This is a genomic window from Roseomonas sp. BN140053 (assembly GCF_047690175.1).
GTDB lineage: Bacteria > Pseudomonadota > Alphaproteobacteria > Acetobacterales > Acetobacteraceae > Roseomonas.
The window spans coordinates 39028-55918 of sequence record NZ_JBLLEB010000014.1; the positions used below are offsets into that span (position 1 = coordinate 39028).

21 protein-coding genes are annotated in these 16891 nt (G+C 69.3%); 2 read left to right on the plus strand and 19 right to left on the minus strand.

The features are described from left to right. Window positions 1-33 precede the first annotated feature (33 nt). The 10 genes from ACLIBK_RS14255 to ACLIBK_RS14300 all read right to left on the minus strand — a co-directional run bounded on the left by ACLIBK_RS14255 (window position 34) and on the right by ACLIBK_RS14300 (window position 4863). Window positions 34-732 (minus strand): hypothetical protein, encoded by a 699-nt coding sequence (locus ACLIBK_RS14255; protein ID WP_415387938.1) that lies wholly within the window; start codon window positions 730-732, stop codon window positions 34-36. Then, entirely contained in the window at window positions 729-923 is a 195-nt protein-coding gene (locus tag ACLIBK_RS14260) for a hypothetical protein (protein WP_415387939.1), read from the minus strand. The genes ACLIBK_RS14255 and ACLIBK_RS14260 overlap by 4 nt, the downstream gene beginning before the upstream one ends. 107 nt (window positions 924-1030) lie before the next feature. Beyond that, the gene (locus ACLIBK_RS14265) at window positions 1031-1489 is read right to left on the minus strand and encodes a hypothetical protein (RefSeq protein ID WP_415387940.1); all 459 of its coding nucleotides are present in this window, start codon (window positions 1487-1489) and stop codon (window positions 1031-1033) included. 113 nt (window positions 1490-1602) lie between these two features. After that, window positions 1603-2547, minus strand: a complete 945-nt coding sequence (locus tag ACLIBK_RS14270) for a phage tail tube protein (RefSeq protein ID WP_415387941.1) — start codon at window positions 2545-2547, stop codon at window positions 1603-1605. A gap of 71 nt (window positions 2548-2618) precedes the next feature. Continuing rightward, window positions 2619-2804 (minus strand): hypothetical protein, encoded by a 186-nt coding sequence (locus ACLIBK_RS14275; protein WP_415387942.1) that lies wholly within the window; start codon window positions 2802-2804, stop codon window positions 2619-2621. A gap of 11 nt (window positions 2805-2815) precedes the next feature. Continuing rightward, the gene (locus ACLIBK_RS14280; RefSeq protein WP_415387943.1) at window positions 2816-3229 is read right to left on the minus strand and encodes a phage tail terminator-like protein; all 414 of its coding nucleotides are present in this window, start codon (window positions 3227-3229) and stop codon (window positions 2816-2818) included. Further along, window positions 3226-3447 (minus strand): hypothetical protein, encoded by a 222-nt coding sequence (locus tag ACLIBK_RS14285; RefSeq protein WP_415387944.1) that lies wholly within the window; start codon window positions 3445-3447, stop codon window positions 3226-3228. The genes ACLIBK_RS14280 and ACLIBK_RS14285 overlap by 4 nt, the downstream gene beginning before the upstream one ends. Further along, a complete protein-coding gene (locus tag ACLIBK_RS14290; protein ID WP_415387945.1) occupies window positions 3447-3779 on the minus strand; it encodes a hypothetical protein in 333 nt (110 codons plus the stop codon). Before ACLIBK_RS14290 ends, ACLIBK_RS14285 begins: the two co-directional genes overlap by 1 nt. 2 nt (window positions 3780-3781) lie before the next feature. Continuing rightward, a complete protein-coding gene (locus tag ACLIBK_RS14295) occupies window positions 3782-4411 on the minus strand; it encodes a hypothetical protein (RefSeq protein ID WP_415387946.1) in 630 nt (209 codons plus the stop codon). After that, window positions 4411-4863, minus strand: a complete 453-nt coding sequence (locus ACLIBK_RS14300) for a hypothetical protein (RefSeq protein ID WP_415387947.1) — start codon at window positions 4861-4863, stop codon at window positions 4411-4413. Before ACLIBK_RS14300 ends, ACLIBK_RS14295 begins: the two co-directional genes overlap by 1 nt. Here ACLIBK_RS14300 and ACLIBK_RS14305 point away from each other — a divergent pair. Further along, window positions 4858-5538 (plus strand): hypothetical protein, encoded by a 681-nt coding sequence (locus tag ACLIBK_RS14305; RefSeq protein WP_415387948.1) that lies wholly within the window; start codon window positions 4858-4860, stop codon window positions 5536-5538. The genes ACLIBK_RS14300 and ACLIBK_RS14305 overlap by 6 nt on opposite strands. Here ACLIBK_RS14305 and ACLIBK_RS14310 read toward each other — a convergent pair. The 6 genes from ACLIBK_RS14310 to ACLIBK_RS14335 all read right to left on the minus strand — a co-directional run bounded on the left by ACLIBK_RS14310 (window position 5528) and on the right by ACLIBK_RS14335 (window position 11896). Continuing rightward, window positions 5528-6916 (minus strand): phage portal protein, encoded by a 1389-nt coding sequence (locus tag ACLIBK_RS14310; RefSeq protein WP_415387949.1) that lies wholly within the window; start codon window positions 6914-6916, stop codon window positions 5528-5530. The genes ACLIBK_RS14305 and ACLIBK_RS14310 overlap by 11 nt on opposite strands. Further along, window positions 6917-7111: a hypothetical protein gene (locus tag ACLIBK_RS14315; RefSeq protein ID WP_415387950.1), complete on the minus strand. Its 195-nt coding sequence runs from the start codon at window positions 7109-7111 to the stop codon at window positions 6917-6919. It lies immediately after the preceding gene. A gap of 69 nt (window positions 7112-7180) precedes the next feature. Beyond that, window positions 7181-9121, minus strand: a complete 1941-nt coding sequence (locus ACLIBK_RS14320; protein ID WP_415387951.1) for a phage major capsid protein — start codon at window positions 9119-9121, stop codon at window positions 7181-7183. A gap of 11 nt (window positions 9122-9132) precedes the next feature. Continuing rightward, the gene (locus tag ACLIBK_RS14325; RefSeq protein ID WP_415387952.1) at window positions 9133-10821 is read right to left on the minus strand and encodes a terminase large subunit; all 1689 of its coding nucleotides are present in this window, start codon (window positions 10819-10821) and stop codon (window positions 9133-9135) included. Beyond that, entirely contained in the window at window positions 10818-11411 is a 594-nt protein-coding gene (locus ACLIBK_RS14330; RefSeq protein WP_415387953.1) for a terminase, read from the minus strand. The genes ACLIBK_RS14325 and ACLIBK_RS14330 overlap by 4 nt, the downstream gene beginning before the upstream one ends. A gap of 131 nt (window positions 11412-11542) precedes the next feature. Further along, window positions 11543-11896, minus strand: coding sequence for an HNH endonuclease signature motif containing protein (locus tag ACLIBK_RS14335; RefSeq protein WP_415387954.1), 354 nt, complete (start codon window positions 11894-11896; stop codon window positions 11543-11545). Between the two features lie 159 nt (window positions 11897-12055). Between ACLIBK_RS14335 and ACLIBK_RS14340 the strand changes: the two genes are divergently transcribed. Then, entirely contained in the window at window positions 12056-12394 is a 339-nt protein-coding gene (locus ACLIBK_RS14340) for a nuclear transport factor 2 family protein (RefSeq protein WP_415388028.1), read from the plus strand. Between the two features lie 97 nt (window positions 12395-12491). Here the strand turns inward: ACLIBK_RS14340 and ACLIBK_RS14345 are convergent, their stop codons facing one another. From ACLIBK_RS14345 to ACLIBK_RS14355, 3 genes are all read right to left on the minus strand, one after another. Beyond that, window positions 12492-13181: a DUF6456 domain-containing protein gene (locus ACLIBK_RS14345; protein ID WP_415388029.1), complete on the minus strand. Its 690-nt coding sequence runs from the start codon at window positions 13179-13181 to the stop codon at window positions 12492-12494. Continuing rightward, window positions 13181-13669: a hypothetical protein gene (locus ACLIBK_RS14350; protein WP_415387955.1), complete on the minus strand. Its 489-nt coding sequence runs from the start codon at window positions 13667-13669 to the stop codon at window positions 13181-13183. Before ACLIBK_RS14350 ends, ACLIBK_RS14345 begins: the two co-directional genes overlap by 1 nt. Window positions 13670-14170: 501 nt before the next feature. After that, entirely contained in the window at window positions 14171-16888 is a 2718-nt protein-coding gene (locus tag ACLIBK_RS14355) for a DUF3987 domain-containing protein (protein WP_415387956.1), read from the minus strand. Window positions 16889-16891: the final 3 nt, after the last annotated feature.

Consider the following 16891-nt stretch of genomic DNA (forward strand, 5'->3'; position numbering starts at 1 on the left):
CTGCGCCACCAGCCTCGGAAGCCGCTCGCGTCCCTACCCCCGCGTGCTGATCACCAGCGCCGGGCTCTGCACCTGCTTCCCAGCGTTCTGGCCCGTCTTCAGCCGCCAGCCGCCCGGGAAGAGCACCGTGTAGATGCGGCGCGCGTCGATCGTCGGGAACCGGCGCCGCACCGCGGCCGCCGCGTCATCGAACATCCCCGGCGGCACCTCAAAGCGGAGCCGCCTGCTGCCTGCCATCTGCACGTCCACCTTGCGGCTGTAAGGCTGCTGGTTGAACAGCAGCACCTCCGCCGCATCGAGCCGCTGCGGGTCGAAGCTCTCCGTCCGGATGATCCGGGCCGTACCGTAGCTGGCCGCCACTTTGGCGCCGTTGTGCCAAGTGCCCCGCGCCGGCCCGCCGGTGAAGCCCTCTCCCACCGCGTAGACGAAGCTGTCCTTGAACCGGCCCGAGCGCGACGGCGCCCGGGAGCGCAGAAAGCTCATGGCGAACACCGCCGCCTCGCCCAGCAGGTTGAAGCGGTAGACGATCCGCCCGTCCGGCCGCACCTGCGCCTCCGGGGCGCCCTCGCGGCCGTCCACGGTGGTGCTGTAGGAGGGCGAGGCCCGGCCGGAGCGGATCAGCTCTTCCCGGCCCTCGATCGCCACCGCGGCGAGGCGCGCGGACTGCGCCGCCGGGGTCAGGCTGCGGTCCACGAACACGCTGACCTGCCGCCGGAACACCGAACCGCTCACACCTTGCTCTCCCGCGCCGTCCACCAGGCCAGGAACTCGCTGTCCATGACGCGCAGCAGGCGCCACAGCAGGTCCTGGTCCTCGCGGCCGTAGCCCTGCCGCCGGCACCAGCGGTCCACCGCCGACCAGGGAATGCGTCCCGGGCGGGATTTCAGGATCATTCCGCCCATCGGCGCCGCAACGCCGCTCACCGTGGTTGATCGCTCATCGTGCAGCGCGTGCCAGGCCCGCCACACCCAGGCGAGCCAGCCCTCGACCTCCGTGAGGGCCGGCCGCTCGTCCTCCTCCAGTTCGCCGATCAGGTCGGCGTACTGGCTCCATTCGAGGTGTTCCCGGAGAGCCGTTCGGAGTTTCCCTCCGCGTCCTCGATATCCGCCTTGCGGCGCGCGGTGGCGAGCCGGGCCGCGGCGAACATGGCGTCGGCTAGCGGCCGGAAGCGCGGCTCGTAGACCATGCGCTTCACCTCTTCGAACGGCAGGTCCTGGCCGTCCTCGCCCTTGAGGTTGCGCAGGCCGAACACGCTGTGCTGCAGCAGGCAGTCCAGATTGGCCTTGCGCATCAGCGCGACCGGCACGGCCGTGACATCGCCGCCATAGGCCTGCGCCAGGCGGCGGTGGCGGCGGGCCTGGGCATCGGTGTAGGCGTCGGAGAAGCCGACGGTACGCACCTCGATGTCGTCGGCATCGCCGCCGGGGGCGATCCAGTCGCCTTCCGGATCAGCGGTTTCGGCGGCCGTGAGGCTGGCAAGGGTGGCCATGGTGGAAATCCTCTGCGGGAAGGTGCGGGGAATGCGGGGAGGCGGGGCCGGCGAGCCCCCGCAGGCATCGCCGGCCCCTACGCCATACGGGCGCCGCGGCGCCCGGGCAGCGATCAGGTGATCGGCGTGCGGGTGATGCGCAGGGCCACACCGTTGGTGTCGGCAGAGCCTTCCAGGTCGTAGCGCGCCATCACCGCTTGGTTCGGCCCGCCGGCATTCACCGTCGGGTTCATCATGGTCGCGACGGGCAGTTCCCACTTGTAGGCGTTGCCGGCGGCGTCCAGCGTCCGCCAGGAGAACACGCCTGCGGTCTCGGCCTTGAAGCGGTCGTAGAGGGTGAAGTCGCGGAAGTAGAACTCCACCGACCCGCTCACGCCGAAGGTGCCCATGCGCATACCCTGAGCCGCGGCCGAACCCAGGCCGTAGTCGGCGGCAGCGCCGTCGTTGGTGATGTTCAGCGAGATGCTGTTGCACACGGCCTGGATCGCGGAAGCGTCGATCTGCACGTCGCGGATGCCGCCCACCGGGTCCACCACGCGGCCGGTGGTGGCCGCGGTGTAGGTCCCGCCGGTGGAGGCGGAGGTGATGGCCTTCTTCTCTTCCTTGGCCATCACGTTCAGCGAGCCGGAGACGAAGGCGCCGCGGCGGATGTCCAGCGTGCCGCTACCCACCATCGCGCCGCTGTATTGCAGCAGCTGCGTCGCCGAGAACCTCTTCTCGATCAGGAAGGACTTGAACAGCAGCCCATTGGTCAGGACGTTGGTCGCCCAATCGTTGCACAGCAGGCCGGCCAGGAGGTCATCGTAGGTGCCGTAGCTAAGGGCGAAGTTGATGCCGCCGGAGGCACTTTCCTCGGTGGTGACCGGAGCCGACTGCACGCGGGACGGGTTGATCTCGTCCGGACGCTGGCGGGTCTTCTGCCCCCGCAGGCTCTCGCCGGTGAAGCGTATCTGCTGGAGCTTGGCCGTGGGCGTGACGCCCCAGGCGGCTTCCTGCACGTAAGCCATCTGGACGAGCGACGTTTCGACGCCCGCCTGGTAGGAGGTGGTGGCCACCATGGCGGCATGCCCTCATGAAAAAGGGCGCCGAAGCGCCCTGGTGGTGGGGGATGAGGCCGGCGGCCCCGGGATCAGTCGGCCGCCTTGGGCTCGACCAGTTCGGCGCGCTGCCCGGCCAGCAGGACCGGTGCGAAGGCCGCGTCGAGGGTCTGCTCGCCGACCTTCTTGTCGCCCTCGTAGATGGCGAAAGTGACCGGGGGCGCTGGCTCGGGGGCGGGGGTTTCGGCGGGGGTGTCGGTGGTGCGCTTGTTGGCCATGGGGCCCTCCGTCAGGCTGGAATGCCGATGTCCTGGTAGCGGTAGGCGACGCGCAGGCTGAGGCGGAACCAGTTGCCGTCCTCGTCCATGCCGCCGGGGTCCAGGGTGAAGCGGTCGTAGACCACCGCCCGGGGCGGCAGGCCGCGGAACCCGTCGGCCAGCGCCTTGCGCAGCTGCAGGCCCTGCGTGATGCCCCAGCCGGTCGGCACCATGACGTGCAGGTGGATCGCGCCATCCTCGACCCAGACGCCGCCGCCCAGTTCCAGCGGCTCGGCGCCGTCGCCGGACACCTCCACCGCCAGGAAGGGGCCGAGCGGCTCGGGGGGCGAGAAGGTTTCGTTCGGCCAGGCCACGGGCAGGCTCAGCGCCGCGGCGCCGGCCGTGATCAGCACGCGAGCATCGGCCCAGACCTCGGGGCTGCTCATCGGTCGATTGCCGCCTCAACCACACCCAGCATCGCCAGGAGCGCCGCCGCCCGCTTCTTGCGCGACCATTCGTCGGTCGAAATGGGCCAGTTGTTCAATTCCAGCATCGCCTCCTCCCGTAGGTAGGTGGCTACATCGTAGAGGTCGCGGATTTCGGTGATCGGTGCGCCGGCCTGCTCTCGCATAGCCGCATCGTCCATGGCGTGCGCGTCACCCATCACCCGTTCACCCACAGCGACCAGCCGATCAGCTCGGCGCCGGCGTAGACCGGGCGGGCGCCCTTCACCGTGCTGGTGCGGCCGTCCATCACCAGCCGGTCGGGATTGCCCGGCGGTGCTGGCCAGCCCGCGGCCGCGATCTCGTCGTTCAGGATCTCCACCTGCTGGTCGTTGGCCTGCACACCGCCCTGGAATTCCTCGGGGCGGTAGGCGCGGGCGAAGCCGGTCACCTCCACCACGAGGGCAGCCTGCCCGGCGCGCTCGCGGCGCAGCGTCATGGGCCGACCGCGGGTGAGGATCGTCCGCCGGCGGGCTTCAAGGTGGTGGCTCATGGTCAGCCGACCGTCAGGCGTCGGTACGGCGCCAGCATGTCTGCGACCTGCGGCGGCAACGCGCCCATCTCGGCGGTCGCGATCCAGGAAGTGGAGCCCACCCCTTCGGTGCTCTCGGACCTGAGCATGGGATCACGGCCAGCGCTGGAGCGAAGCGCAGTGCAGAGCATGATGCAGGCGTGCTCCACATCGGCCGGCAGGCGTTCGTCGGGCGGAGCGGCGGCGTACCCGGGATCGCCAGGTAGGACATAGCCAGCCGTGTAATCCACCACCGTCCGCCAGCCGCACCAGTTGACCTCGGCGCCTTGCGGCGAGACGCGGTAGAGCACCTGCGCATCAGCATCCAAACGCCAGTCGCTGGATGCCAGAGCCACGCCATCAATGGCCACGGCCGTCACCGCAGCCGGGTTTCTGGCGAGGCGGATGCTGTTCGGAAGCGGCTGCCGAAACTCCTGCCGCAGCACCTCGCGAGCGAAACCGCGGTCGCAGTAGCGGGAAATCATGGCCGAAGCGCGCTCGATCAGGCGATCCATCCGCACGAACTCGACCACGCTGACGCTACCAAGTTCGTCAGCGAGAGTGCTGGCCGTCGTCAGCTTGCGGTTGCTGGCGGGGGTGACGATGGTGAGCATCAGCCGGCCAGTTTGCTGAGCAGAGGATAGAGGTCGAGGGACGCGACCGACCCGTCCGCGTTGGTCAAGGTCAGCATGCCCTCGGCGTCCACGTCCAGTGCGACCACCGGCGGGCCGGGCGGGCCGGGCTCTCCACGCGCGGCGCGGCCCGGTTCGCCTGACTGCCCGCGCTTGCCCTGCGCTGCGATCATCTGCCAGCCCTCGCCAGGGCACGGCCCGGGATCGTCACGGCGCGCCGCGAAAGAGGCACCGTTGAGCGCCACCACGTCGAGGTGCCGATAGGCTTCGCTCTCGGCCCAGGTGCCGCGGATGGTGAAGGTGCGGCCATCCGCACCATCGCGGCCGGCCGCCGCAATGCAGAGCCAGTCCTCGTGCGGCGGCTCGCGGCCGGTGTCCCGCTGCGCCTGATAGACCGAGCCTCCCAGGGTCACCACGTCACCCTCGTAGTGCACGGCATCGCGCCATGCGCGGACGGTTGGCAGCTTGCCTATCGGGCCAGGAGCGCCGCGCTCACCCTGGGCGCCGTCCTGGCCATCGCGGCCATCGACCCCGTCCCGACCCGGTGCGCCTTCTTGGCCCGCTTCGCCTCGCTCGCCGGGCTGGCCGCGTTCGCCGGGCTCCCCCTTGGGGCCAGGCTCGCCACTAGCGCCATCTCGGCCCGGCGCCCCGTCCTCACCACGCGGGCCCTGCTCACCGGCGATACCAGGCTCTCCTGGTGGACCGCGATCACCGTCAACACCGTCGCGGCCATCCTTGCCATCGATGCCGTCTCTTCCCGGTTCACCGGGAGCGCCGGGCTGACCAGGCTCGCCCGGCGGCCCATCTGCGCCATCGCGCCCGTCCGCACCATCGCGACCCGGAGGACCGTCCTGCCCGTCCTTGCCGTCCACACCATTCCGGCCGTCTTTGCCGTCCCGGCCGTCGGCGCCATCCTTGCCGTCCCGCAGGGTCGCGAGGCGTGCGGAAACCATCTCTTCCACCTGCGCACGCAGCGCCACCGTCTCAGCCCGCAGTTCCGCGATGGCGGCCCGCGCCTGCGCCTCGATCAGGTCGCGCTCGCGGCGCCACTCGCGGCGCTCGTTCGCGATGACCTGCCCGAGAGCGTCCCGCAGCGCATCAGGCAGTGACACGTCGATCTGCCTCGTCTGCCGCGGTAAGAAGCTCGGCGGCGAGGCTGCGGTCGAGCCCGCCGAAGTCGCGGCCTGCTGCATCGGCATCCTCGTCGGAAGGCGTCGGCGGGGCCGATGCGGGTTGCGGTGGGCGCATGTCGGTGCCGTAGCTCAGGGGGACGACCTGCTGCTGCACGCGCGGCATGGCGCCGTGGCCGCCAGGGACGGCCGGAAGGTCTTCGGAGGCCCGGGCTTCGTCGGGGCTGTAGATGCTGCTCAGCACGCCGCGAGAGAGAGCCTCGATCCGGTCCCGGTAGGCGCTGCGGAGCAGCGCGCGTGTGTCGAACTCCAGATACTCGTCCGGCATGCCACGCAGGCGGAACAGGAGGCCAAACGCCTCCTCGATGTGGTTCAGCGCGAAGCCCAGGCCGGAGGCGATCCAGGACTGCATGAGCAGCTCGGTCGAGGCGAAGGTCGTCCCACCGAGCCCCAGGACTTGCAGAGGCATGCGGAAAGCCAGGGCGACGTTCTGCTCGCTCATCCTGAGTATCTCGGCGAGCTCACCATCCTTCGCCGAAGTCGTGACTGCCTTGGCCTTGAGGCCCCAGGAAAGGATCGGGGTACCGCCCGCATTCTCGCCCTTGGTCTGCTCATCCCAGCCGGCGCGCAGGTCGCGCGCCTGCTCCCGGGTCAGCTTCTCGTCGGTTTCCAGCATGAAGCTGGGCCGCGCCTGGTTGAGGTAGAAGGCGACCTGCTGGCTCAGCGCCGCTCCGGCCAGTTGCTGGTCCAGGGCGGTCGCCAGGATGGGGCTGACGCCTTTCAGTGTGTGCCGCGGCGTATGCAGCCGGACGTGCAGGACATCCCGGGCAGGGACTGGCGCCGAGAGGTCGAAGCGGCGCTCCGCCACCTCGTTGCCGCTCAGGGAATAGAAGACCGACCCATCTTCGGCCACCAGTGCGGTGCCCTGCCGCATCAAGTGCAGTTCGGCGATCTCGCCCCGCTCGTTCCGCACGCCCAGCGCAAAGGCCTCGCCCTGGGCGTAGAGGCGCCGTGTCAGGTTCAGCAGGAAGTCGGAGATCGACTGATAGTCGTTTGGCCGGCGGACGACACGGCTCAGCGCGGAACCGGCGACGCGCTCGCGGCCGCCATTCTCCAGCTTGCGCCAGTGGTCGCCCGGACACATCGCTACCGTCTGCGCATAAGCAGAGACGCAGGCCTCCACCATGGCACCGCCCTCGCCATAGGGCTGGACGGAGTAGCCGGTCTGCCAGAAGTTGAGGTACCGCCCGGCCGTCGCGGACAGCCAGCCATCCTTCAGCAGGTACGGGCCCGGGCGAGAGGCGCCCTCCCCCGACCGCGTCAGCGACTGGACCGCCCGCGTCAGCCAGCCGGCCATTTAGCGGGTCTCGTACTTCGCGCCGCCTTCGGCCTTGGCTTCGCGGCTGGCCTTCGCGCCGGTCTCCGCCTTGGGCTTGTCCTGATCGGCCTTGGGCGGCTCCATGGCCGCAGCAGGATCGCGCCCGGCGAGCTTGGCGCGATCGTTCTCCGCCTGCGTCGGGGTCGGGGTGAGGTCTTCGGGTTCGTCCAGCATGGTCTGAGCCTCCATTCAGGGGTGCGGGAGATCAGGGAGGCGAGGCCGAAGCCCCGCCTCCCGCGTCGGCTACCAGCTGACGCTCTGGGTCCAAGCCACGACGCCGGCGCGCCGCAGGGTCCAGTTCATCGGCAGGATCATGCGGACGGCCAGCGTGTCGGTCTGGAACAGCGACCGGATCGGCGCGGCCACCGTGTTCGGGGTGCCGGTCGCGCTGATCGCCAGCGGCGTGGTGTCTTCCATGTGCAGGGTCGCCTGATCCGACACGTCGAAGCGCGGCTCGTCGCCCGTGACGCTGACGAAGTCCGCCGCGTCCACCAGCAGCACCATGCCGGCCGCCACGGTCGGCGACTGGATCACGGGGTAGCCCTGCAGCAGGCCGTTGGAGAGCTCCGCCTGGAAGGGGAAGTCGCCGCCGGCATTCTGCGTCAGGCTGATGGACACGGCCTGCACCGGGTTCATGATCCACACCGGCGCGCGGACGTTGCCGTTCGTGGCGGTGATCAGGGCGCCGATCAGCGCCTTCACATCGGCCACCAGCGCCGTGAAACCGCCGCCGGTCATGGCCGTGATGGCAGTCACCCCGTTGCGCATGCCGGCCGGGCGGATCGTGGAAGCCGCGGTCGCGTCCAGCAGCACGGTGTCGATGGCGACCGCCGTGTCCTCCTGCATCGCATCGCGGATCAGGCCCTCGATGGCCGGGGTCGAGTGCTCGGCGATCTCGCGGGTGAAGGTCGAAATCACCGCCATCTTCTTCGGCGTCAGGCTCTGCGAGCTGAAGGCACCCTGGCGCACCGGGATCGCAGAGCCCTCGCCCACGAAGGACCCGGCGACGGTCGGCGTCGCACTGCGGGAGGGGATGTTGACCACGCCCGCGCGGCCGAAGTTCAGGCGCAGGCCACGGGCGGACAGGCCCGGGTAGACGGAGGCCGGCATCAGGTCCTGCATGAAGTCGGCGTTCACCGTCGTCACCAGCTGCGAGGCCCAGCCCGAGGTGGCGGTGGTGGCCGGCGCGCTGGCCGCACGGGTCAGTACGTCGGTGATGATCTTGGTCGGCTCATCGTCGCCGTACCGCTCCTGCCGCAGCTCATCGATCGGGCGGCGCGTCACATGTGCCAGGACCCGCAGGGTGGCGGCGCGATAGGCGTAGCTCTTGGGCGGCACCTTGGGGGCGGCGGGGGCGGCGAAGGGGCGGCGCGGCTCGTTCTCGCGGGTCGTGATCTCGCTCGTGGCAGCCAGGCGCGCCTCGGCCTCCTTGAACGAGGCCAGGGTCCGCTCCTGCGCGGCGATGCGGCCGTTCAGGTCCTCGGTGACCGTCATGGCCGCGTCGTCGGGCTCGCCGCCGATGGAGCCGAGGTGGTCGGTGAGCTGGTCGCGGAGCGCGACAAGGCGCAGCTGCGCCTCTTCAACGCGCTGGGAGATGGTGTTCATCGTGGGTGCCTTCGGCAGCGGCGGAAGGCCCGCTCGGGCACGCTTCCGGTCCGCGGTTTCGAGTTCGGCGTGCCCGCCGTCAGCAGAGCGTCCCAGGCCGGCATCGGCATGCTCGCCAAAGGCCAGGGACAGCGTTTCGGGTGAGATGTTCAGGCCGCGCGCCCTGGCGAGCGCATTGGTGTTGGACGGGACCGACACCAGCGAGACCTCTGCGAGTTCCTGCTTCATGTAGTCGTATGGGCTCTTGCCCGGGACGCCGTATTCCAGGACCGAGAAACCCACCGAGACGGCGCGCAGGATGCCCTGCTCGACCAGGCTCACCAGCTCATCGATCCGGGCGCTCGTGCCCTTGGACGCCAGCACCAGCCGGCCGAGCAGCTTGCCGCCTTCCATGCGGATGTTCTCCCAGCGCCCGATCGGGAACCCGCTGGAGTGCCCGAAAAGGGCGATCGGGTTGCGCTGAAAGTTGGTCAGTTCCCAGCCGGCTGGGTTTATCCGCGTTCCGTGCCGGTCGCGGCTGCCGTCGGAGATGACGAAATCCAGTCCCGCGCCGTCCGAAACCGATGTGCGGTGCTGCATTGAAGCTCCGATCAGACGACCATGGCCGCCATATCGAGGGGTGGGGCCGCTTCCGGGTTCTTGCTCATGATCGCCGCGGCATCGAAAAGCGCCATGAGCGGGTCAATCTTCCCGTACCCGGACGCCGCCCTCTCGATGAGCATCGCCGTCGAGGTCTGCCTCACCTTCGCGTTGCCCGCGCACCAAGCGAGCAGGCTCGACCCAGAGTGCACGAGCGTTCGATCGGCCAGCTTTCGCTCGACGGTCTTCACCGCATTCATCAGCCGGAAACCTTGCGCGATGCCCACCAAGGTGCCGGCTTCCTCGGTTACGCCGATTTCAGCCAAGGCTTCGACCAAGCCGCCAATGCCGGCCGGGTCTACGCCCAGCATCGTCAGCACGCCTGCGTCCTTGACCATCTCGACCTGCGCCACGATCCAGTTCAGGTCGTCGGGCAGACCATCCACTCGGGTCAGACTGCCCTCACGTACGAAGTCTTCGTAGTGTGGGCGGTTCGCTTTGCGGATTTCCCATCCCTCGGGCGAGATCAGCGCGTGTGCCCAGCCAAGCCAGCGGCGAGTGCCCTTCTCACGCCCGACGGCGCCGAAGCCGAAAAGGTCATCAAGGCCACCGCCGTCGGCGCCAAGCGCTACGACCTCGCTACGCTCGACCAGCTCTTCCAGCGTCCGTGGCCCGCCTTCGCCGCGGGTCCAAACCCGCGCGCCAGCCCAGCCGTCCGAGGCATGCTTGACGCCGATTTCGATGTTCAGGTGCTTCGCGAGGAAGGTGTTCCGGGTGTCCGGCCCCTTCTCCATCTCCTTGCGAAGCTCATCCTCCAGCCACTCCTGGCTGACCGAACTGCCGATATTCGGGTTCGTGACGTAGAAATTGGTCGGGTCCAGGTAGGCCTCGGCCTTGAGCATCGCTGGCGGGAACTCGTACAGGACCGGAAGAAACTTCGGGTCCTTCACTTCCCCATCCCGGACCTTCCGGGCGTAGGTCAGCTTGTCCTTCCACACCCCGGCCGGCGCCTCGTCAGAGTGGGTCGTGATCGAAATCACAAAGCCCTCGGGCCGCGAGATCAGCCCGCCCGTCGCCTCGCGCAGCATCCCGTCAGCGTGCGCCTTCTTTCCGAACTCCCAGAGCTCGTCCAGCAGCACGAAGCCGGCCTTCTTGCCCACTACCGTCGCGCCGTCCGCCGCTACCACCTTCAGGGTCGCTTTGGTCGTCAGGTGCGTGATGGTGCGAATGTGGTCCTGGATGTGCAGGAACCCGCCGTCCGCCGCGTGTAGTTCCGGGTCGTGCCGGATCATGTCGGCTGCCGGTTTGAAGCTGTTCTGCGCGGCTTCGATGGTCGGGGCCAGGATCAACAGCTCGTTCGACAGGCGCCAGTTTCGGATCAGCGCCGTCAGCATGATGCCGGCAGCCAGGGTGCTCTTGCCGTTCTTCTTCGAAATGCACAGTAGGAACTCGCGGATGAGCCGCAGTCCGCTCTCGTCCACCGCGCCGAAGATGGCGGCCACGAAGTCTAGGACCCACTGGTCGGCGATCTCGCCAAAGGTCGGGGAGCCCGCCACGTCCACCACGCGGAGCGACCTGAATACGTCCAATGCCGCGTCCGCCTCGGCCTTGTTCAGGGGCGCGAAAGGGATAAGCGAGCGGCCGGCGACGATGCGTTTTGGCCAGTCCGGGCAGGACGTGGTCCAGGTCGGCCGCGTCATGAACCGTTGTTCACCACCAGCTTAGGCGGGGCGGGCGGCGCGAAGCGGCCGGAGGCTGCCTTCTGGGCATTCTCCTGCCGCTGCTGCTTCTTGCCCTTCTCGGCGCCCTGGCCGGCGTCCCTAAGGACGGCCACCACCTGCGCCAGCGTCTTAAGCGTCATGACCCGCGCAGGAAGGCTGACCGCCTTCATCATCAAGGCGCGGCGCTGGCCGTCCTTGTCGTTACGCGTCTCGTCGTTGATCGCGTCCTCGATTTCGTCCTGGCACGAGGTCGCCAGATCGAGCTCGCTCAGCAGCCGGAGAGCCAAATCCGCGCCAAGGGCAAGTGCCTCATCGCCGCCGCCGTCCAAGGAGACGGCAGAGCGCGGCGCCGGGGGCTGGAATGCCACCGCAGCCCTCGCCGGGATATGCTCCTGCTCGGCCTCGACAGGCAGGTTCGCAGTGTCGCGAACCCATCCGCCAGCCTTGGCCCGCTTGCGGATGGCCGTGTCGGACAGGCCGTGCCGCCGGGCGATCTGACGGATAGCCCGCTGGCCAGCCCGGTATTCGGCTTCGACCGCCTCCCAGTCGGTCTCGGCGCGGTCGGTCATCGGTGGCTCCCGCGAACCGCTGGTTCGCACCCGAAATCCATGTGCAGGGGAAAAATTCTCTGCGTGACCCCCGGTGCGGTTAGGGACCCCCTCGGCCGCCAGACTTTCGATACCCCCCCCCGGGGGGGGGCTCAGGCGGGTCGGGGGCGGTGATACCGCTCGCCCTGCCGTCGCGCCCGCTCGGACGCCGTCTTGGCCGTGTGATGCGCCCCGCAAAGCGCTTGGCCGTTGGCGGGGTCGAGGGGATCGCCGCCATCCCGCAGCTCGCGGACGTGGTCGGCGAAGAGGCGCACTCCAGTGCGGCCACAGCCGGGCGCCTGGCACATGCCGCCCGCGCGCCGGATCACGGCGGCGCGCCATGCCTGGTGCTCAGGGGTGGCGTAGTGCGGGTCGGCGACCTTGGGTGCGGGCTGCGCGGTGCGGGTGTCGATGGCGGTGAGCCGCGGCGCCAGGAAGCTCAGCTTCGCAGCCTTGGGCTTCGGCATAAGTCACTCCTGGGCTCCGCCTCGGCCCGCTTACCCTGCGCCTGCAACCTAATCGGTCCTGCACCGTAACTGTCACACTGCCCGCCAGGGCGCGGGACAGCGCATCCTGCTCAGCCAAGCCCGCGCGATCGGACGCTGCTCGTGGCCGCCACTACAACCGTGCGCCTCTGGGTACAGGCCTATAACAGGCGGGATTTAGGGGAGATCATGCACCTTTACTCCCCGGACGCCGTTATGGAACTGGCTCCGGGTGGCACCAGCTTCGGCGTGAACGAAATTCGAAGCCGCCTCGCGAAGACGTTCGCCACCCTCGGCATGTCTCTCCTGATCCGCAATGAAATCTACATGGGACAGTGGGCCGCCATCGAATGGCAGGATCCCGTCGGCCTGGAAGGATGCACGATTTTCAGGATCGAGGAGGGGCTGATCCGCCTCCATCGGTCCTACTGGGACAGCGCGAAACTGATCGCTGCATACGGCCCCGACCGAGCGAATTAGCGCCTACACCCCCAAAACGCACCGCGCCCCGGAAGCCGAAGCCGCCGGGGCGCAACTACACAGGATGACGTTTCCTGGCACAGTATGACCCCGGCGGTCAATCCCATTTCGGGGGCATCTCCACATCACCCACGTCGTAGAAATCCGCCAGCCGCTCCAGCGCGGCCTTCAGTGTCTTTCCGCCCTCGCCCTTCCTCAGCCCTTTGCACTCGTCGTAGTCGGCCAGCGACCCGTTGCTCACGACCACCCAGGAGAACACGCCGCCAGCAACGATGCCGACCACGCGCCACGCCTCCTTCAACCGCTGTTGGGCTGCGATCTGTCCAGGCGCCTCGGCGTTACTGCGCTGCCAGGGCAGCGAGGTGGTGACGATCGGCAGCCCGAGGCGCGCCTTGTCCAGGGCATCGGCCAGACTGCCAGCGCCGCCGCCAGCCGCCACCTCACAGTCGTCGCGGAAGGTCGCGGCCGCCACGTAGAGGCGGTACGGCCAGTGGTCGCGGAGCACGAGGCGCCGCATCGGGTCCCGCAGCCTGGCGCGGCGGATCGGCACTCCGGCCACGGGGTCGGTGGCGTCAACCACTTCAAGCCTTCTGCGGTTCCGCTGGTGCACCGGGCCCTGGTCGCCGCGGCGCAGCTCCTCGATCTTATGCTCAGGGTGGCCTTCCAGCGGAGCAACACGGCGAGCGCGTTCGATGGCTGCCGCCTCGCGTTCCACCCGCGCCGCCCGGAACTCCGGCGCCAGGACAGAGGCGATAACTCGGCTTTCCGGCTTTTCCAGTTCCACCATCACCCGTACCGCACCTCCGGAATGCTGGTGACCGACCGTTCGCTGAGGTTGAAGCGGAAGTGCTGGTGGCCGATCGGCTGCTCCATCCGCAGCCCCATCGCCTTGGCGGCGATGATGAACATGCCCTCGCCGACGTAGTAGTCCGCACTGCGGTCCCGCGCCTTGTGAAAGCGCTCCGCCACATGCTTCCAGCCGTAGGAGCCGCGCTTGCGGTTCATGCTGGCGATGCGCGGGGCCTGCGCGATGAACTCGGCGGCTCGGATCAATTGAGCAACCGGCCAGGCCTCGGTCATCTCGGCCCGCAGCTTCGCCAGCCGCTCCTCCGCTGTCAGGCCGTCACGGCACGCCCGCTGGCGGTTCTCCCGCATGTCGTAGAGCCCGCCCCAATAGAGCATCGGCTCCTCGTCCCGATGGCGCTCGATGATGGCCAGGGCGTTGGCCTGGATGTCGGCAAGCGGCACCTGCTGGCCCAGGAGGGTCAGGGTCATGTCACGTCCTTTCGGCTGACCAGCTGCGGGCTGGGTTGTGGGGCAGGCTTGCCGGCGCGGGCATCGGCGCGCACTTGGCTGATGAGTACGGATGCCACCCTGTATGAGCGCGCCTTGGGATGGCCGTTCTCCAGGAGAGCGGCGATGACCTTCGCCTGCACGGCTGCACCGCGACCTTTGAGAGAGCCGACAGCGGCCACCTGCCAGATGCGCGGCAAGGCAGCCGCGATAGCAGCCTCACGCTTGAGCCGCCACGCCCGAGACGGCCCGCTCACAGCGAGCCCTCGCCAACCATGTCGCAACTGTCGTTAGGAAACGGGCTCCGCATATAAAAACAGGAAAAATAAGAGAGAGGAGGAGGAGAAATGCTTCTGTTCTCTACGCAACGAGGCGTCATTTGCGACATCGCGGGGCAAACGAAAGCTGGTTGGCGGATATCCGCCATTTTTGCGGCTCCCTCCTGTCGGATTTGTCGCGAACCCCCCTGCGACACTTGCGACATCATCGCCGCTTCTCCTGTCGCTTCCTGATCAGCTCGCCCATCTCCTCGCGGGTCCGCTGCCGCCGCTCCCGCTCCGCGGCACCGCGCGCGGCGAACCGCTCCAGCACCATGGGATTGACCAGCCAGGCGGTTTCCTCGCGGGCCGGCAGGTCGGGATGCTCCGGTAACAGCCAGCCGAAGGTGACGAGGCCGGTCATGACCTCGCCGAGCTCGCGGCGCTGCTCCGGTGCCCGCAGTGCTCCGTAGGCGCGCACCACGTCGCGGGCCGTGACCCGCGGCTTGCCCTGGGCCATGATGAACTTCGCGATCCAGTGCGCGTGGCCGCTCTGTTCCGTGACGTACAGGAGCGCATCCGCCCGCAGCAGGTGCGGCAGCAGGATGTCCTCCATGTAGTTGGAAGCCATCCTGGCCGTCGCCTCGCTCAGCACCTGCATCGGCGGCCGCTCACCGGTGCGTGCGATCACGTCGGCCGCCTCAATCAGGTGAAAGGTGAGCGCCAGGCGTGCCCACAGGCCCGTCCACTTGCCGTAGGCGGCCACCAGCCGGCCCGGCGTGTCCGGCATGCCGCTCAGCGCCCGGGTCAGGTCGTTGAACCCCTCCCGGTGCTGGTGCGCGTCGCCGTGCAGCACCACGGGGCCCGTGACGCTGCCCAGCTGCGTCCGCGCGGGCGTCAGCGCGGTCAGGGCCTTGATCAGCTCCGCGTAGCGCTGCAGCGCCCCGGCGTCGGGCACGCGGTCCACGCCGGTGCCGGTGTCGCCGGGCACGCAGAACATGAACCGCTGCATCAGGCCGTCTTCCTTGGCCTCCTTCACCACGGACCGGAACAGGTCCGGCTGGATCCCGCCGACGATACAGGCCGACCAGTTCGGGATCGGGAAGGAGCCGCGCATCACGCGGTCGATGTTGTACCGACCGCCGTTGTAGAGCCGGAGGTAGGCGCCGCGGTCGGAGCTGCCGCTGCCGCCGCCCTTGTACTTGTCGAAGCTGCCGATCAGCTCGGCCAGTTCGTCGGCACGCACCAGCACCTTCTTGGCCGGTGCCGCGTACTTGGCCTCGCCGTCCGTGCGCAGCACCTCGCTCAGCGCCTCCACGGTGGTGCCTTCGACCACCCACCGCGTGGCCCGCGGCCGCTTCGGCTCGTCGACGGTCTCGCCCTTGGCATCCTTCCACGCCTTGTGGTCGGCCTTGTACCGGGCCATCGCCCCTTCGAAGATCTCGCGGGCCAGCATCTCCGCCTTGTCCAGCGGACCGGTGCACGCCCGCAGGACCGGCGTCTTGAGCACGGAGGGGGAGCCGACGATCCCGCCCCAGAGCCGGGGCTGCTCGGTCCACTGGGTGTCGTGGCGCTTGGGCTGCACCTCCCAGTCATCCGTGACCGCGGCGGAACAGGTGACAATGGCCACCAGGGCCACCGAGGCCGGGTCCACGCCCATGCGCTCGGCCGTGTCCTTCACGAAGCCCCACAGGGCGGCCGGGATGTGCTCCTGGCGCAGGTGAGGGGGGCCGGTGATCTCGTCCTCGGCCAGGAAGTCGATCGGCGCCTGCCAGCTCGGCCCGGAGCCGGCAGCCGGCCGGCGCCCCTGAACCCGCCCGGCCTGTTCCTCGCCCGGCGGCGGGGCCGTGAAGCCCTCCTCGGCCTCCTCGGCCTCCTCGGCGCCGGGTGCCGGCCGGCTGCCCTGCCGCCCCCGCCAGCCCAGGCTCTCGGGTGCCACGCCCAGCTGCTCGCAGAGCCACAGGGCAGCCGCGGCCGGATCCGGCGCGCCGCCGTGCTGCATGGCGATGTCGATCGGGCTGCAGCTTTCCCGCGTGCCCCAGTCCATGCCGCCTTCCGTGGGGTGGTAGGACAGGTCCTCCTCCAGCCCGCGGTTGAGGTCGGCGGAGGACACGCGCCAGGCGCCGGTGCCGGCCTGCTCCCTGGCCTTCGCGCCGAAGATCGCCGTCATCCACCGGCCGATATCCGCCGCGGCGCGGGCATTGACCGCCAGGAAGAACTCGTTGCCGGAGCCGCCTGGGCGACTGTTCCCGATGGTGGCGGGGCGCGGTGCCGCCGCCGGCTGAGCGGGCGCCTGGGCCGCTTCGATCTCCTTCCTGGTTCGCCCGCCGGCACGACGGATCACCGCCTCGGCCGCGATCAGGAAGGTGCCGATGCGCTCCTCGTCGGTGACCGGCAGGTCGCGCAGCGGCAGAACGTCGGGCCCGGTGTTGGGCCACTCGTACTCCAGCCCGGTGTCGGGGTGGACGCCGTAGGCGACGAACTGCTGCCCCTTCGCCAGCACCTCGACCTGGGCCACCGTGCCGTCCGGCAGGACCAGCTCCGGCGTTTCCTTCTTGGTCATCGGCGCGGCCACGCGATAGGCGAACAGCGCCTTGGGCGCCTTGCCGATCCGGCGCATGGGCGTCGTCCCCAGCATGCCCACGGCCAGCGCCTGCAGCTCGGCCGAGAGCGCCGGCACCAGGGCGTCGATGTCCACGCCGATCATCTCGCCGCAGAGCAGGCCGGTGTTGGGATGGTTGTGGATCACCCTCGGCCAGGCGCGCACCACCTCCGGCGTCACCGTCTCGCGGCTGACCTCCGTCCACTTCTGGAAAAACGGCTGCTTCCCCGGGCTCCTCACCTTGGGGTGCTGGTAATCCGGCGCCGTGATGGGGATGGGCGTGTAGCCGTTCTCCAGCACCCGCAGCCGGATGGCCGTGCTGAGGTCGTCACGCCCGGTCATGGT

Excerpts from the sequence above, each read along its gene's own strand:
- ACLIBK_RS14265 (WP_415387940.1), bottom strand. The coding sequence starts at position 1,489 with ATGGCCACCCTTGCCAGCCTCACGGCCGCCGAAACCGCTGATCCGGAA.
- ACLIBK_RS14270 (WP_415387941.1), bottom strand. The coding sequence starts at position 2,547 with ATGGTGGCCACCACCTCCTACCAGGCGGGCGTCGAAACGTCGCTCGTC.
- ACLIBK_RS14275 (WP_415387942.1), bottom strand. The coding sequence starts at position 2,804 with ATGGCCAACAAGCGCACCACCGACACCCCCGCCGAAACCCCCGCCCCC.
- ACLIBK_RS14280 (WP_415387943.1), bottom strand. The coding sequence starts at position 3,229 with ATGAGCAGCCCCGAGGTCTGGGCCGATGCTCGCGTGCTGATCACGGCC.
- ACLIBK_RS14285 (WP_415387944.1), bottom strand. The coding sequence starts at position 3,447 with ATGGGTGACGCGCACGCCATGGACGATGCGGCTATGCGAGAGCAGGCC.
- ACLIBK_RS14290 (WP_415387945.1), bottom strand. The coding sequence starts at position 3,779 with ATGAGCCACCACCTTGAAGCCCGCCGGCGGACGATCCTCACCCGCGGT.
- ACLIBK_RS14295 (WP_415387946.1), bottom strand. The coding sequence starts at position 4,411 with ATGCTCACCATCGTCACCCCCGCCAGCAACCGCAAGCTGACGACGGCC.
- ACLIBK_RS14310 (WP_415387949.1), bottom strand. The coding sequence starts at position 6,916 with ATGGCCGGCTGGCTGACGCGGGCGGTCCAGTCGCTGACGCGGTCGGGG.
- ACLIBK_RS14315 (WP_415387950.1), bottom strand. The coding sequence starts at position 7,111 with ATGCTGGACGAACCCGAAGACCTCACCCCGACCCCGACGCAGGCGGAG.
- ACLIBK_RS14320 (WP_415387951.1), bottom strand. The coding sequence starts at position 9,121 with ATGCAGCACCGCACATCGGTTTCGGACGGCGCGGGACTGGATTTCGTC.
- ACLIBK_RS14325 (WP_415387952.1), bottom strand. The coding sequence starts at position 10,821 with ATGACGCGGCCGACCTGGACCACGTCCTGCCCGGACTGGCCAAAACGC.
- ACLIBK_RS14330 (WP_415387953.1), bottom strand. The coding sequence starts at position 11,411 with ATGACCGACCGCGCCGAGACCGACTGGGAGGCGGTCGAAGCCGAATAC.
- ACLIBK_RS14335 (WP_415387954.1), bottom strand. The coding sequence starts at position 11,896 with ATGCCGAAGCCCAAGGCTGCGAAGCTGAGCTTCCTGGCGCCGCGGCTC.
- ACLIBK_RS14345 (WP_415388029.1), bottom strand. The coding sequence starts at position 13,181 with ATGGTGGAACTGGAAAAGCCGGAAAGCCGAGTTATCGCCTCTGTCCTG.
- ACLIBK_RS14350 (WP_415387955.1), bottom strand. The coding sequence starts at position 13,669 with ATGACCCTGACCCTCCTGGGCCAGCAGGTGCCGCTTGCCGACATCCAG.
- ACLIBK_RS14355 (WP_415387956.1), bottom strand. The coding sequence starts at position 16,888 with ATGACCGGGCGTGACGACCTCAGCACGGCCATCCGGCTGCGGGTGCTG.